Raw genomic sequence first — 12,745 nt, forward strand, 5'->3', positions numbered from 1 at the left:
TTTTTTATTTATTTTTTCTTAAGGTGGCTAACTTGATTATAAAATTCGCCAAAAAAAGAAATCCGCTCCAGAAGTTGTTGAGTGTGATTGTTTGGAGAGTGATTTGAATGAATAACGAAGAAATGCACGATATGAAGGATATGGACATGAACCATTCAACTATGGATATGTCGGGAAGTCATATGATGATGCACGGCGGTCATATGATGGATATGGGGGACTTGAGACAGAAATTTTGGATCTCACTTGTTTTAGCAATACCAGTATTTATCCTTTCACCATTTATGGGTTTGAATCTGCCATTTCAAGTTCAATTTCCTGGTTCTGATTGGATAGTTTTAGTACTAGCGACAATTCTTTTCTTCTATGGCGGTAAACCATTTATTAGTGGTGCTAAGGGAGAATTGATGTCCAAACAGCCAGCAATGATGACTTTGATCACCATAGGTATCAGTGTTGCCTACATTTACAGTATATATGCTTTTGTCGAGAATAATTTATTGCATTCTACAACGCATATCATGGATTTTTTCTGGGAATTAGCTTCATTGATCGTTATCATGCTTTTGGGGCACTGGATTGAAATGAAATCGACCATGAGTGCCGGTAATGCATTGCAAAAGATTGCATCACTAGTGCCAAGCGAGGTACATATGGTTCATAATGATCAAACTATGGATCACGATATTTCAATGGTTAAAGCTGACGATATCATTGAAGTTCGTGCTGGTGAATCAGTACCACTGGATGGACACATTATTAGTGGTTCAAGTTATATCAATGAGTCTTTGATTACTGGTGAATCAAAAGCTATCAAAAAAGAGATCGGTAGTAAAGTAGTTGGAGGATCTATCAACGGTGAAGGTACGATTCGTGTAAAAGTTGATAAATCTGCTGGTGAGGGCTACTTGTCACAGATCAGTAAACTAGTATCTGATGCCCAAAATAATCGCTCTAAGACGCAAATGTTAGCTGATAAAGTATCAAGTTGGTTGTTCTATGCAGCCTTGACAGTCGGAATCATTGCCTTTGTTTATTGGTTGATTTTTGGCGATATGAATACAGCTTTGAACAGATTAGTGGCCGTTTTAGTTATTGCATGCCCGCACGCCTTAGGTTTAGCAATTCCTTTAGTTATGTCACGTAGTACCTCAATTGCTGCCACAAATGGTTTAATTATCCGTGACAATCAAGCAATGGAAAATAGTCGTAAAATCGACTATATAGCAATGGATAAAACTGGAACGCTAACAGAAGGTAAATTTACCGTTAACGGTTTGCAAAGTTTGGATAAGTCAATCGACAATAAGAACTTGTTATCTATTATTGCCGGTATCGAAGGCGGTTCTAGTCATCCAATCGCAAGTAGTATTGTCAGTTATGCTAAAGAACAAACAATTCAACCGGCAGCAATCGATAATATCCAAGCACTAAAGGGTTACGGGATGAGTGCTAGTTTTGACAATCGTCAATATTACTTAGTTAATATGAAATATTTGAATGAAAAAGGAATTTCACTTGATAAGAAATTAGTACAAACTTATTTAGATAAAGGAAATACGATCAGTTACTTAGTAGCTGATAAAAAAGTACTCGGATTCGTAGCTCTAGGTGATCGAATCAAGAAAAATACCATTGAATTTATCAAAGAACTAAAGGCAAGAAATATTACTCCTATCATGCTAACCGGTGATAATAAAGAAGCCGCAGCTATTATGGCAAAACAAATGGGAATTGATGAATTCAAGGCTGAATTATTACCAGAAGACAAGCACCAAGTTATTAAACAACTAGAACTCGCTGGTCACCACGTTATGATGGTCGGTGATGGTATCAATGATGCACCTAGTTTGGCTTCAGCTACAATCGGTGTTGCTATTGGAGCCGGAACTGATGTTGCAATTGATTCAGCGGACGTTGTTTTGTATAATAGCGATCCTAGTGATATTATCAAATTCTTGAAGTTGTCACATAATACTTACAAGAAAACCGTCGAAAACCTCTGGTGGGGTGCTGGTTACAATATCATCGCGATTCCATTAGCTGCTGGTATTTTAGCAGGAATTGGTTTTGTTCTGAGTCCAGCTGTCGGTGCCGTAGTAATGTCACTTTCAACCGTTGTTGTTGCTTTGAATGCTTTGACTTTAAAAATGTAAATGAACGTTTAAATTTTTATAATTAATACAAAAGAACCAACTCATTGATTTGAGTTGGTTCTTTGTTGTGAAATTGGTCTGGAATATAAAACTGTTATACATCAATGCCACAGCAATTTTGTATATTTTTAAAGCATTTTTTTAATATAGTATGTAATCAAATAATAGAATATTTTTTATATAATATTAAGTTGTGAATAGCATAACTATTGAAAAATTTGTTCGAACAATATACACTAAAGTCGACATAGGGGTGGTGACGAAAATGGCAACTATTTCAGTATACATAGACGGACGTGACGAACGAATGATCAAGAATTACGCTAAATCTAAAAATATGAGCGTTTCAGCCTTTCTTCGTTCTGCTGCAGTCGAAAAAATTGAAGACGAAATCGACAGGGAACTCTATGAGAAAGCTGAACGAGAATTCAAGGACAATCCTCAAGATGTTTCCTTAGATGCTCTAGAAAAAGAGATGAGCAGCTATTGTTAAGTCCAAGAAATAATGATAAAGAATAAATGCGTGTAAGTTTAATAGCTTACACGCATTTATTTGTAATATGGCAAATCCAAGAAGGTAATGATAGTTTCGGTACCTTGATTTTCTTGTGATTTGATTTGAATCGTGTGACCGAGTTTATCAATCATTTTTTTGACTAAATAAAGCCCCATACCGGTCGACTTACTACCGTTTTGACGACCATTAGTACCAGTAAACCCTTTATTGAAAACACGACTGATATCTTGGTCTTTGATACCAATACCATTGTCTGTGAGATGTAATTCAATATTATTATTATGAGTAGTTGTGAAAATTTCGATTTTGCCACCGGATTCAGTATATTTTAAACTGTTGGAAAGAATTTGATTAATAATGAAACTCAACCACTTTTCATCAGTTAAGACCTTTTTATCAGTAATATCGAAATGGATAGCAATTCGTTTACTTATAAAGAGACGTTTGTTGGTTCTAATGCAAGATTTGACGATATCATTTAAGTCCTGTTCTTGAATCAAATAATCATTGGAGAAATTATTTAGACGGGCAAAATACAAGGCTTGATCAACCAAATAGTCGATTTGTTCTAATTCTTCAGCAATCAAATCTTGATCTAAATTATTATCTTGTGACAATTTTAAAGCTGCCAAAGGAACTTTAATATCGTGAACCCAAGATTCGGTATATTCTCGTTGATCTTTTTGGTTCCGATATAACTCAGTCAATTCATTTCGATACTGGAGAGAAATATTGTTGATTTTGTCTTGGATGAATTGTTGTTCATTATTTCTAGCGCCAAATAATTCTTTTGAAAGGTCATCTTGATAATTTGAAAGTTGATCATACCAATTTTTTTTATGTAAATAAGAAAGAGATAAATTAACGACCAAAAAAATAACGGCTAAGACCCAAGTATAAACGAGAGTACCCATGTGGAAGTTAACTCTGGGGTCTAGAAACAAGACTAATTCAACGAAGGTCATCCCCACTAAGACAATCAAGATTGAATAAATATGATCGCGCAAATATTTAAAGAATGTCATCTGCTAACCTCACTAAGGAATAATGTATCCTTGTCCGACTTTAGTAACGATATAATTTTTTAAACCGAATTTTTCGATTTTTCCACGTAGACGATTGATATTGACAGTTAAGGTATTATCGTCAACGAATCTTTCATCATCCCACATGAAATTAAGCAATTGTTCACGAGTAACGATTTTTCCTTGATCTTTTAGTAAACGTTGTAATAACTTGTACTCGTTTTTTGAAAGATCAATTTTTTCATCGCCAATTTCAACTGTTCCACTCGATAAATTGAGCTTTAAACCGTTATGTTCAATCGTATCGCTAGAATTTTTTGAGAAATCATAAGTCCGACGTAATAAAGCATTGATTTTGGCAACTAGGATATCGACTGAAAAAGGCTTTTCGACGAAATCATCAGCTCCCATATTCATTGCCATGATCTGGTCCATGTTGGAATTACGTGAAGAAATAATAATAATTGGTAATTTAGAAATTTTTCTTATTTCTTGGTTCCAATAATAACCGTCATAGACAGGTAAGTTAATATCTAATAGCACTAAATCGGGCTGATAATCTTTGAATTGTTCGATAATATTGTCGAAATCTTTAGTAATATAGGAGTCCATTTGCCACTTTGCCAGATTCTCGCTGATCAACTTGGCAATAGAGAAATCATCCTCAATAATCATAATTTTAACCATTTAAAAAAATCCTCCGTGCTAGAATAAAGACACTATATAGTATGATAACAATAAATAATTAATTTTGGAGAGTTTACTGTGCAAATTGCTGTAAAGAATATTTCAAAAGATTTTGGAAAAAAGAAAAATGCTGTTCATGCTATTAAGGATATCACCTTGGAAGTTGAACATGGAGAGTTATTAGGAATAATGGGACCCTCTGGAGCGGGCAAAACGACTTTGTTAAATATGATTTCAACCAATGAGCGTCCTGATCACGGACAAATTATTATTGATGGCCTTGATTTAACGCAGTTGCATGATCGTGATCTAGCAAAGTATCGGCGTAATAAGATGGGATTCATTTATCAGAGTTTCGAATTACTGGATTCTTTGAATGTTAAAGAAAATGTCATTTTGCCGTTGGCTTTGAGTCGAGCCAATAAAAAAGTGATTGAAGAGAGATTTCAATATATGATGAATTTACTAAATATTGAAAAATTGGCTCAACGTGAAGTTGATGAATTGTCCCTTGGTCAACGACAAATGGTGGCAGCAGCTAGAGCTTTGATCAATAAACCAGAAATTCTGTTTGCTGATGAACCAACTGGTAGTTTGGATTCTAAGTCAGCGACTATTTTGTTGAATTACATGCAGTTGATCAATCAAAAAGAGAAAACGACGATTTTAATGGCAACTCACGATGCCTTCACAGCAAGCTATTGTACTCGAGTCGTATTTATTAAAGATGGCGTGGTTTTTTCAGAGATAATCAATCCAGGAAATCGAGATAAATTTTTCGAACAAATAATCAATATGCAACGAACAATTGGCGGAGGAAATTATTTCAATGTATCGCAAAATTATTAAACGTAGTCTCTCGAATATGCGTGATAGCTATTTGATCTATATCTTAGCCTGCAGTTTTGCCATTGGTGTTTTTGGTATATTGCTATCAATGGGAGGCAATCCATCACTCCACGAAGCTATGGGGTGGTGGGACAATTTTATTTATGAACTTTCCAGCATCATGAGTGGATTATTTGCCTTCTTTGCCTTTATTTACATGATTTATGTTGGTGGTTTTTTCATCCAAAGACAAAAAAATGAGTTCTTGACCTTTGAAAAATTAGGGATGCCCAGTTGGGTTATAGTAACGATCAGTTTTTTTCAAACAGCTATCGTTCAGATCATTGCCTGGGGTAGTGGTCTCCTATTGATGGTGATTTTTCAAAAATTCATGGGAATGCTGTTGCTTTACTTAATGAGGATTCGGATCAATTTCACTACTAGTTTTGATGGTTATACATTACTCACATTATTTAAGACTTTTTTCTTTTCTACAGTCATTTTGAGTTTAGTCAATGCATTCAAAACAGTTCGAATTTTGAAAAAGAAGCGGCGTAAAGTCAATGTCAAAACTCGTTGGTGGTTACGTATACCAGCCGGAATTTTTGGAATTATTCTCTTGTTCAGTGCTCAAGTTTTTACCTGGGCTTTATTTACTGACATAAGGATGATCAGCTATTCATCCCGACCGATCAATGAAATTCTTTTTATTTTGTTAGCTGATATTTTTGGAACTTATTTAGTTTATTATGGCTTTTTACCAACTATTTTAAATTTGTTACAGAAAATTCATGCGATTTCTTACTCAGGTCTGAATTTATTTTCATTCAAATACTTAAAAGAACGCCTATTCCAAAATATTTCTATTTTATGGTTCGTGACCGAATTATCGGCTTTGGCTTTAGCCTTGTTGACGTTTTGTTATTTTGGATATCAAGCTGTTCATGAAAGCTATAATAGTTCTTATCCCTTTGAACTAGCAGCCAATAAAGATACGGTCCAGTTTATCAAAAAAGAGCTCAAACAGACCGATGCCAAAGTAAAGGGTAGCTATAAGACTGACGTTAAGATAAATTTAACTTCTTACTATAATAAAAATAGTTCAACTTACACTAAGCAACCGATGACCTTTATGTCTTATTCAGCCTACAAATCTTTACCTAAACGAATGCATAAAGGCAACAGTAAGATCAAAGCTAACGAATTTCTGAAAATAGATACACCAACTGGGCTTATGTATCGTGATCAAGAATCAGAGTCAAACTACAATATTGAGGTAAAAGGTGCGCCGATGATTGCTAAAGCTAAGAGTGGCCATGCCTTTCCATACGGTGGATCAATGCATTTTGGTCCAATGATGATCGTGCCAGACAAGTATTATCAAAAAATGCCAGCCGAAGTCAACGATGCCTTTTATGGTTGGGACTTTAAGAAGGGTGATCGTTTACAAAAATCTCAGATTGAACGTTTGAAACATTATCGAGATGCCTATTACATGAAGGTGAATTTTAAATCATCGTTAAAAGATTCGACAGTTGAAGTTATCAAAAAAGCCCCCAAACAATATGATGCCTCTGTATATACACAGGTCGGATATTTGCGTGAGGGTAATGTCAAAAAACGTTTTAAGCAAGGCGGCGGTTTTTACTTATATATCGTAGCTTTATTCAGCGTAGCCTTATTGATAGCTTTAGGTAGTGTTTTGACTTTGAGAATTTTATTGCGAGATGATTATCAATCCCGACAATTACGGACTTTACAAAAAATTGGTATTGAAGAAAAAGAAATCAAACGAATTATCTTACGAGAAAATACGTGGACATTTTTGATCCCAATTGTTTTTGCCTTGATACAGTCATATACAGCCATAGCGATGTTTGATAGTGGGCGACACATTTCTAAAAATATTATTTTGATTTTTGCCGGCTATATCGTTTTGTATGGATTGTTTGGGATTATCAGTTATCAAGTTTCTTGGCGTAGTATTAAGCAGAAGTTTCGTCTGTGACCACATAAGCTTTAGAAAAGAATCCGAAATCTTCTTCGTTTGAACCTTGAATTTGATTTTGAATTTCTTTTTGTAGTAGTGTTTGCCAAACTTTGATTTGGGAAGTCGTTTCAAAAGTTTTAATAATTAAGTATTCTCTTGGACTTTCCCTTTTTTGCAAGACGGCGGTTGATGTAGAATTAAAAGAGTATGAGTGGATGCTAAACAATTTATCTTCGAATAATTTGGCTTGATCAGGATTTAATTTTAAATAAGTCAAGGAATATAGATTATTCAAATGGTCATAGACTCCACTGATACCACGATATTGTGCAAATGTTGATAAATTTTTTATCAAAAGATGGTCTGCATTGGCATGAAATAAGGGTTTTAATAAAGTATCGGATGGTGACATCTGACTCTTCAAAAAGAGATATGTGCCTAGCTTTAATGTTATGTTCATAGTTATTGAAATCCTTTCAATTATAAAATTTTTTGGAGGTTTTCTATGTTAGTTACAGTTTTAGGTTTTTATGGTGGTTATCCTTATAAGGGAATCGGAACATCCGGTTACTTACTAAGGGATAGCGATAAGAGCTACTTGATCGATTGCGGTAGTGGCGTTTTGAACTCACTAGCAAGTTATATGAAACCAACTGATCTAGATGGTGTTATCTTATCACATTATCACCACGATCATACCGCAGATGTTGGTGTATTGCAGTACGAATGGCTTGCAGCTAAAAAAGAGAATCTACTACCTATTTATGGTCATACTCAAGATTTTGTCAACTTTGCGCAACTTTCATTCGATAATGCTACTAAAGGAATTGCCTATAACGATTATGAACCAACTCAAATCGATAATTTGAAATTTGAGTTTATGAAAACCGTTCATCCAGTTCCAGCATATGCAATGCGTATTACTGATAAGAATGGCAAAGTGATCGTTTATACAGCTGATACAACTTACTTTGATGGCTTGGTTGATTTTGCTAAAGATGCTGATTTATTGATTGCGGATACTAACTTTCCAGAAGACGTTACAGGTCGTAAAGCCCATCTTAATACAAAGGAAGCCGGAACGTTAGCTAAAGAAAGTAATGTTAAACGTTTAATGATCAGTCACTTACCACAAACGGTTGATGCTGACACTATGTTAAGTCAATCACAAAAATATGCAGAAAATGTTCCAGTTATTCATGCATTCCAGGGATTGGAAATTGAAGTATAAGGCTTTGCAATAGGTTTTAGACTTTCAATGAAAATGACATTAATTAAAACTAATGGAATAAATAAACTAATATCTATATAATTTGTGAAAGGATTATATAGATGGCTATTTGTCGGGTACATGTTTTCACAAACAAATAATTTAAGAACAAATATTCGTAATTTTTTCGTGAAAACCATAGATTTTATTATACGTTTAAGTTACAATATTAATGTGTTTAAAGAGTTTGATACTACACAGGAAAGGAGAGATTATATATGGTTACCATTTATACATCTCCAAGTTGCACCTCATGTCGTAAAGCCAAGGCTTGGCTCGAACAACATGATATTCCTTACAAAGAAAGAAACATTTACTCAGAACCTTTAAATAAGCAAGAAATCAAACAAGTACTTCAAATGACTGAAAACGGGACAGAAGAAATTATTTCTACTCGTTCAAAGGCATTCCAAAACCTTAAGGTAAATTTGGATGATTTAACAATTGATCAATTGTTGGATCTAGTTCAAACAAACCCAGGTCTCTTGAAGCGCTCTATCATCATGGATGACAAACGTCTTCAAGTTGGTTTCAATGAAGATGAAATCAGAAGATTCTTGCCTAGAAGTGTCAGAACTATGGAACTTCAAAAGGCTCAACTTATGGCTGGCTTATAAAAAAATTACCAGATCACTTTCCATTTTTGGAGGGTGGTCTTTTTTTACTCTCTCTTTGCGGCTGTGCCGCTTAGAGAGAGTTATGGGAACGGTTACAAAAAATAGCACATTTGGTAAAAATTTCTTATATGATTTAATTTATAAATCCCTGTTTAATCATATATAATTATTTAATTAGGAGAATAATTATGACGACGAATGCTGATAGGAATTGGACGGGGAAAAAGAAATTTAATTTCGTATTTTTATTTTTAGTAAATATCATTATTTTTTTAAAAATTTGTTTCACTGATGCGAATATTGTTAGAGCAGAAACAAATGATAGTGGTATCCAGGTGCTGTTAAATGATAATTCTAGGTTATTAAAAAATGGGCAATCCGTAAGCACGGGCTTTTTAGCAGCGACTCAAGCTACTAATGGTACTTTTGGAACATGTGATTGGGATATTGACGATAATGGTCAGTTGACGATACACGCTGGGACTTTAGCAACTGGACAAGGTAATTGGATAAATTCAGTTGATCTGATTAAAAGTGTTTATGTTGAACCAGGTGTAGTTGGTGAAACTGATTCAAATAATTTGTTTGCTAATTTAGTGAATGCTCAAACGATTGATGTTAGTAATTTGGATGTAAGCAATGTAAAAAATTTTAACTCTATGTTTTCTTTTCAGGTAAAAAAATCTTCTATGCCAGATACATCGAATCTTACTGAAATAATTGGGTTAAATAATTGGCATACGAATAAAGCAATTGATATGAGTAATATGTTTAGTAATGCATATAAATTAACTGCGATTGATGTTTCTAGTTTTGATACATCTAATGTAGTAAGTTTAGTAAAGATGTTTTCAATGCCGCAAAAGACTGACGTAGCTAATTCGCTTCAAACAATTAAAGGTTTGGAAAATTTTGATACTTCTCAAGTTACATCAATGGCAAGTATGTTCTTAAATGATGCTAAAGTAACTAGTTTAAATGTCTCAAATTTTGATACCTCTCAAATTACATCAATGAATGAGATGTTTAAAAGTGCTGAAGCAGTTACTCAACTAGACGTTTCAAACTTCGATACGTCTAAGGTAACAGACATGTCAAGCATGTTCAGTGGTACTAGTAAATTGACTCAATTAGATGTTTCTAATTTTAATACTGAATCTTTAATAAAAATGGACAACATGTTTTTTAATTGTAATGCAGATATATCAGGATTAAAAAATATGGATATTAGTAAAGTTACTTCATTGAATGGTGTTTTCAATGCCTCTGGGTTAATTAATGGAGACGAATTGGTTAATTAATGGAGACGAATTGGTTAATTGGGATACTTCTAATGTAACGACAACTGCTAATATGTTCAATAATTGCCGTTCTCTAGTACGTTTAGATATATCCAAATGGAAAAAGGACAATATTACTGATATTGGATCTATGTTCAAGAATTGTCGGGTTATTACTCAAATTGACGGCTTGTCTGATTGGGATACGAGTAATGTTACTAATATGAATTCGACATTTTATTATACACAAATGGACTCTATTCCGGGTATCAGTAATTGGAATACATCAAATGTAACTAATATGGCTAGTTTATTTTGGGGGTGTTCTAAATTGAAGACGTTAGATTTATCTAATTGGGATACTTCTAAGGTTACAAACATGAGTTATATGTTTGCTTATGATTTTGCTTTGGATGAAGACGGATTAAAAGGATTGCAGAATTTTAATACTAGCAATGTTACTAATATGTCTTATATGTTTTCCAATAAAGTTGGTTTTAAAACTTTAGATTTGAGCAGTTTTGATACTTCAAAGGTAACTAACATGAATTCGATGTTTTCCGTAAATGATAATCCTATTAAAATTATTGGTAACTTTAATACCTCTCAAGTAAAAAATATGGGGTCAATGTTTAGTGAAACGGGTAATTTTGATTTAAGTGAATTGAATATCGCCGATTGGGATACATCTAAAGTGACAGCTGTGAATATGTTGTTTATGAATAGTGATATGCAGAATCTTGATTTTGTTAAAAATTGGGATATGAGCTCTGTAACTAACTTTGGTAATACGTTTAACAATAGTAAAGTCGTAAAGCTAGATTTGTCTAATTGGAATACTAGAAAAGCTAGCAGTATGGATTTCTTTCTTAATGGAACTAGTCAACTTTGGAGTATAACTTTGGGTCCCAACACTGTTATTAAAGGGAACAATACTTTTACTGAACACGAGCAAGGATCAGTAATTATTGATGCTGACCATCCTGGTTACACAGCAATAAGTCCTAAATGGCAAGAGGTTAGCGCTGATAATGGAGGTACAGAACATAAGCCATTAGGAGATTTGTATGACTCCAAAGAAATATTAAATGATTATTCAGTTCAGGGACAACCAATAAAAACTTTTGTTTGGCAACAACAAGAATATCGTCGAATGTCGCTAAGTGTTCCCGATATTGATTTCGGAACTATTGGTGGTTTTGAAGGGGTTTATCAGCGTAAAAATAATGATCCAGTTACGATAACAAAGTATTCTTATCCAACCACTGATGTTAATTACAAGTTATTAGTTTCGATGGCTCATCCTTTACAGACTGAAGATGGCAATAATACTTTGCCGGGAACATTGATTTTTCGTGATGATAAAGGAAATGATACTTCACTAGAAAACAGTGTACCAATTTATACGGGAACTATAGGAAATGAGACTAAAAATTTAATTTGGGATAAAAAGCGTGGCATAATGTTGAGACTAGATGACAAGAATGTAGTCAATGGAAATTATTCCACAACGTTGAACTGGGAATTGACCGATAGTCTCTAAAAAAATACATTTTCTTTGACCTTATCTACGACATTTAGTATATTATTCGAATGACTTTAAATATCGATATACGATAGTTGAAATAGTTTTTCAGACTGTTAAAATGTAGATACAGAATTGAGGTGACTATGATGGAAATGGATCGACTTAATGAGAACACAATCAGAGTCATTCTTAGTACAGAGGATTTGCAAGAACGAGGCGTAACAGTTTTAGACTTGTTGGGTAACAAGAAACAAATTGAAACGTTCTTTTATAGTATTTTGGATGAAGTTGATAAGAATCATGTCTTCACGAATAATGAGCCCGTTACTTTCCAAATAATGCCAAACAAAGAAGGTTTGGAATTGTTGATTAGTAAGAGCGATGATTCTGAAGGTTCAGGTTCATTGCCATTAAGTGGGCTACAAAATTCAGTCGGCGCAAGTACAAACAATAATTTGGATAAGGTTGGAACAGAAGAATATGACAGTGATACAGCACCATATTTGAATGATCCGGATACACCTACTAAGACAGTTATTGTTGAATTCAAAGACTTTGAAGATTATGTCCAATTGGCTAATTTGTTACACTTAGAGAGCGGAATTTCTAATTTGTTTGAGTACAACGACAAGTACTACTTACAATTGATTCTCTTTACTGATGAAATGCACGAAATGACTTATAGCGATGTTTTGGCATTACTTAGTGAATATAGTTTCAAGACTAAAGTTACGGCGGCTGTTTTATCTGAATATGGTCAAGAGATCATGTCCAAGACTGCGCTTGAATTGACAAGATATTATTTTGGTAATTAAGTAGATCAACCTTAGGGTTGATTTTTTTTTGC

Annotated in this window: 12 protein-coding genes; 9 read left to right on the forward strand and 3 right to left on the reverse strand. The window is 33.9% G+C overall.

All coding sequences use genetic code 11. The features are described 5' to 3' along the window. The first annotated feature begins 107 nt into the window (after positions 1-107). Positions 108-2,156 carry a heavy metal translocating P-type ATPase gene (locus FC88_RS06390; protein ID WP_057813928.1) on the forward strand — a complete coding sequence of 683 codons (2,049 nt, stop codon included), beginning with the start codon at positions 108-110 and terminating at the stop codon, positions 2,154-2,156. 265 nt (positions 2,157-2,421) lie between these two features. Further along, complete coding sequence (gene relB, locus FC88_RS06395; protein WP_057813930.1) at positions 2,422-2,649, forward strand: type II toxin-antitoxin system RelB family antitoxin; 228 nt, start codon at positions 2,422-2,424, stop codon at positions 2,647-2,649. A 56-nt stretch (positions 2,650-2,705) separates the two neighbouring features. Here relB and FC88_RS06400 read toward each other — a convergent pair whose 3' ends face one another. Together FC88_RS06400 and FC88_RS06405 are read right to left on the reverse strand one after the other, a co-directional pair. Next, positions 2,706-3,698, reverse strand: a complete 993-nt coding sequence (locus FC88_RS06400) for a sensor histidine kinase (RefSeq protein WP_057813932.1) — start codon at positions 3,696-3,698, stop codon at positions 2,706-2,708. 12 nt (positions 3,699-3,710) lie between these two features. Further along, a complete protein-coding gene (locus FC88_RS06405; protein WP_057813934.1) occupies positions 3,711-4,385 on the reverse strand; it encodes a response regulator transcription factor in 675 nt (224 codons plus the stop codon). 78 nt (positions 4,386-4,463) lie between these two features. On the opposite strand from FC88_RS06405, the gene FC88_RS06410 reads away from it, so the two are divergent. Beyond that, positions 4,464-5,234, forward strand: a complete 771-nt coding sequence (locus FC88_RS06410) for an ABC transporter ATP-binding protein (protein WP_057813936.1) — start codon at positions 4,464-4,466, stop codon at positions 5,232-5,234. Continuing rightward, on the forward strand, positions 5,215-7,221 hold the full coding sequence (locus tag FC88_RS06415; RefSeq protein ID WP_057813938.1) for a hypothetical protein: 2,007 nt from the start codon (positions 5,215-5,217) through the stop codon (positions 7,219-7,221). The genes FC88_RS06410 and FC88_RS06415 overlap by 20 nt, the downstream gene beginning before the upstream one ends. Here the strand turns inward: FC88_RS06415 and FC88_RS06420 are convergent. Beyond that, entirely contained in the window at positions 7,199-7,663 is a 465-nt protein-coding gene (locus FC88_RS06420; RefSeq protein ID WP_149029817.1) for a hypothetical protein, read from the reverse strand. The genes FC88_RS06415 and FC88_RS06420 overlap by 23 nt on opposite strands. A 45-nt stretch (positions 7,664-7,708) precedes the next feature. On the opposite strand from FC88_RS06420, the gene FC88_RS06425 reads away from it, so the two are divergent. The 5 genes from FC88_RS06425 to FC88_RS06445 all read left to right on the forward strand — a co-directional run bounded on the left by FC88_RS06425 (position 7,709) and on the right by FC88_RS06445 (position 12,713). Further along, complete coding sequence (locus FC88_RS06425; protein WP_057813942.1) at positions 7,709-8,434, forward strand: MBL fold metallo-hydrolase; 726 nt, start codon at positions 7,709-7,711, stop codon at positions 8,432-8,434. Between the two features lie 257 nt (positions 8,435-8,691). Beyond that, positions 8,692-9,090: a transcriptional regulator SpxA gene (gene spxA, locus FC88_RS06430; RefSeq protein WP_057813944.1), complete on the forward strand. Its 399-nt coding sequence runs from the start codon at positions 8,692-8,694 to the stop codon at positions 9,088-9,090. Positions 9,091-9,278: 188 nt separating this feature from the next. Further along, positions 9,279-10,391: a BspA family leucine-rich repeat surface protein gene (locus FC88_RS06435; RefSeq protein WP_057813947.1), complete on the forward strand. Its 1,113-nt coding sequence runs from the start codon at positions 9,279-9,281 to the stop codon at positions 10,389-10,391. Then, entirely contained in the window at positions 10,369-11,913 is a 1,545-nt protein-coding gene (locus FC88_RS06440) for a BspA family leucine-rich repeat surface protein (protein ID WP_057813949.1), read from the forward strand. Before FC88_RS06435 ends, FC88_RS06440 begins: the two co-directional genes overlap by 23 nt. 131 nt (positions 11,914-12,044) lie before the next feature. Continuing rightward, positions 12,045-12,713, forward strand: a complete 669-nt coding sequence (locus FC88_RS06445) for an adaptor protein MecA (protein ID WP_057813951.1) — start codon at positions 12,045-12,047, stop codon at positions 12,711-12,713. The last annotated feature ends 32 nt before the right edge of the window (positions 12,714-12,745 follow it).

Origin of the sequence: Companilactobacillus futsaii JCM 17355, from assembly GCF_001435505.1 — a bacterium.
GTDB classification, from domain to species: Bacteria; Bacillota; Bacilli; order Lactobacillales; family Lactobacillaceae; genus Companilactobacillus; species Companilactobacillus futsaii.

Bases quoted from the DNA above. Each gene is read 5' to 3' on its own strand.
- FC88_RS06390 (WP_057813928.1), top strand. From the start codon at position 108: ATGAATAACGAAGAAATGCACGATATGAAGGATATGGACATGAACCAT.
- relB (WP_057813930.1), top strand. From the start codon at position 2,422: ATGGCAACTATTTCAGTATACATAGACGGACGTGACGAACGAATGATC.
- FC88_RS06400 (WP_057813932.1), bottom strand. From the start codon at position 3,698: ATGACATTCTTTAAATATTTGCGCGATCATATTTATTCAATCTTGATT.
- FC88_RS06405 (WP_057813934.1), bottom strand. From the start codon at position 4,385: ATGGTTAAAATTATGATTATTGAGGATGATTTCTCTATTGCCAAGTTG.
- FC88_RS06415 (WP_057813938.1), top strand. From the start codon at position 5,215: ATGTATCGCAAAATTATTAAACGTAGTCTCTCGAATATGCGTGATAGC.
- FC88_RS06420 (WP_149029817.1), bottom strand. From the start codon at position 7,663: ATGAACATAACATTAAAGCTAGGCACATATCTCTTTTTGAAGAGTCAG.
- FC88_RS06425 (WP_057813942.1), top strand. From the start codon at position 7,709: ATGTTAGTTACAGTTTTAGGTTTTTATGGTGGTTATCCTTATAAGGGA.
- spxA (WP_057813944.1), top strand. From the start codon at position 8,692: ATGGTTACCATTTATACATCTCCAAGTTGCACCTCATGTCGTAAAGCC.
- FC88_RS06435 (WP_057813947.1), top strand. From the start codon at position 9,279: ATGACGACGAATGCTGATAGGAATTGGACGGGGAAAAAGAAATTTAAT.
- FC88_RS06440 (WP_057813949.1), top strand. From the start codon at position 10,369: ATGGAGACGAATTGGTTAATTAATGGAGACGAATTGGTTAATTGGGAT.
- FC88_RS06445 (WP_057813951.1), top strand. From the start codon at position 12,045: ATGGAAATGGATCGACTTAATGAGAACACAATCAGAGTCATTCTTAGT.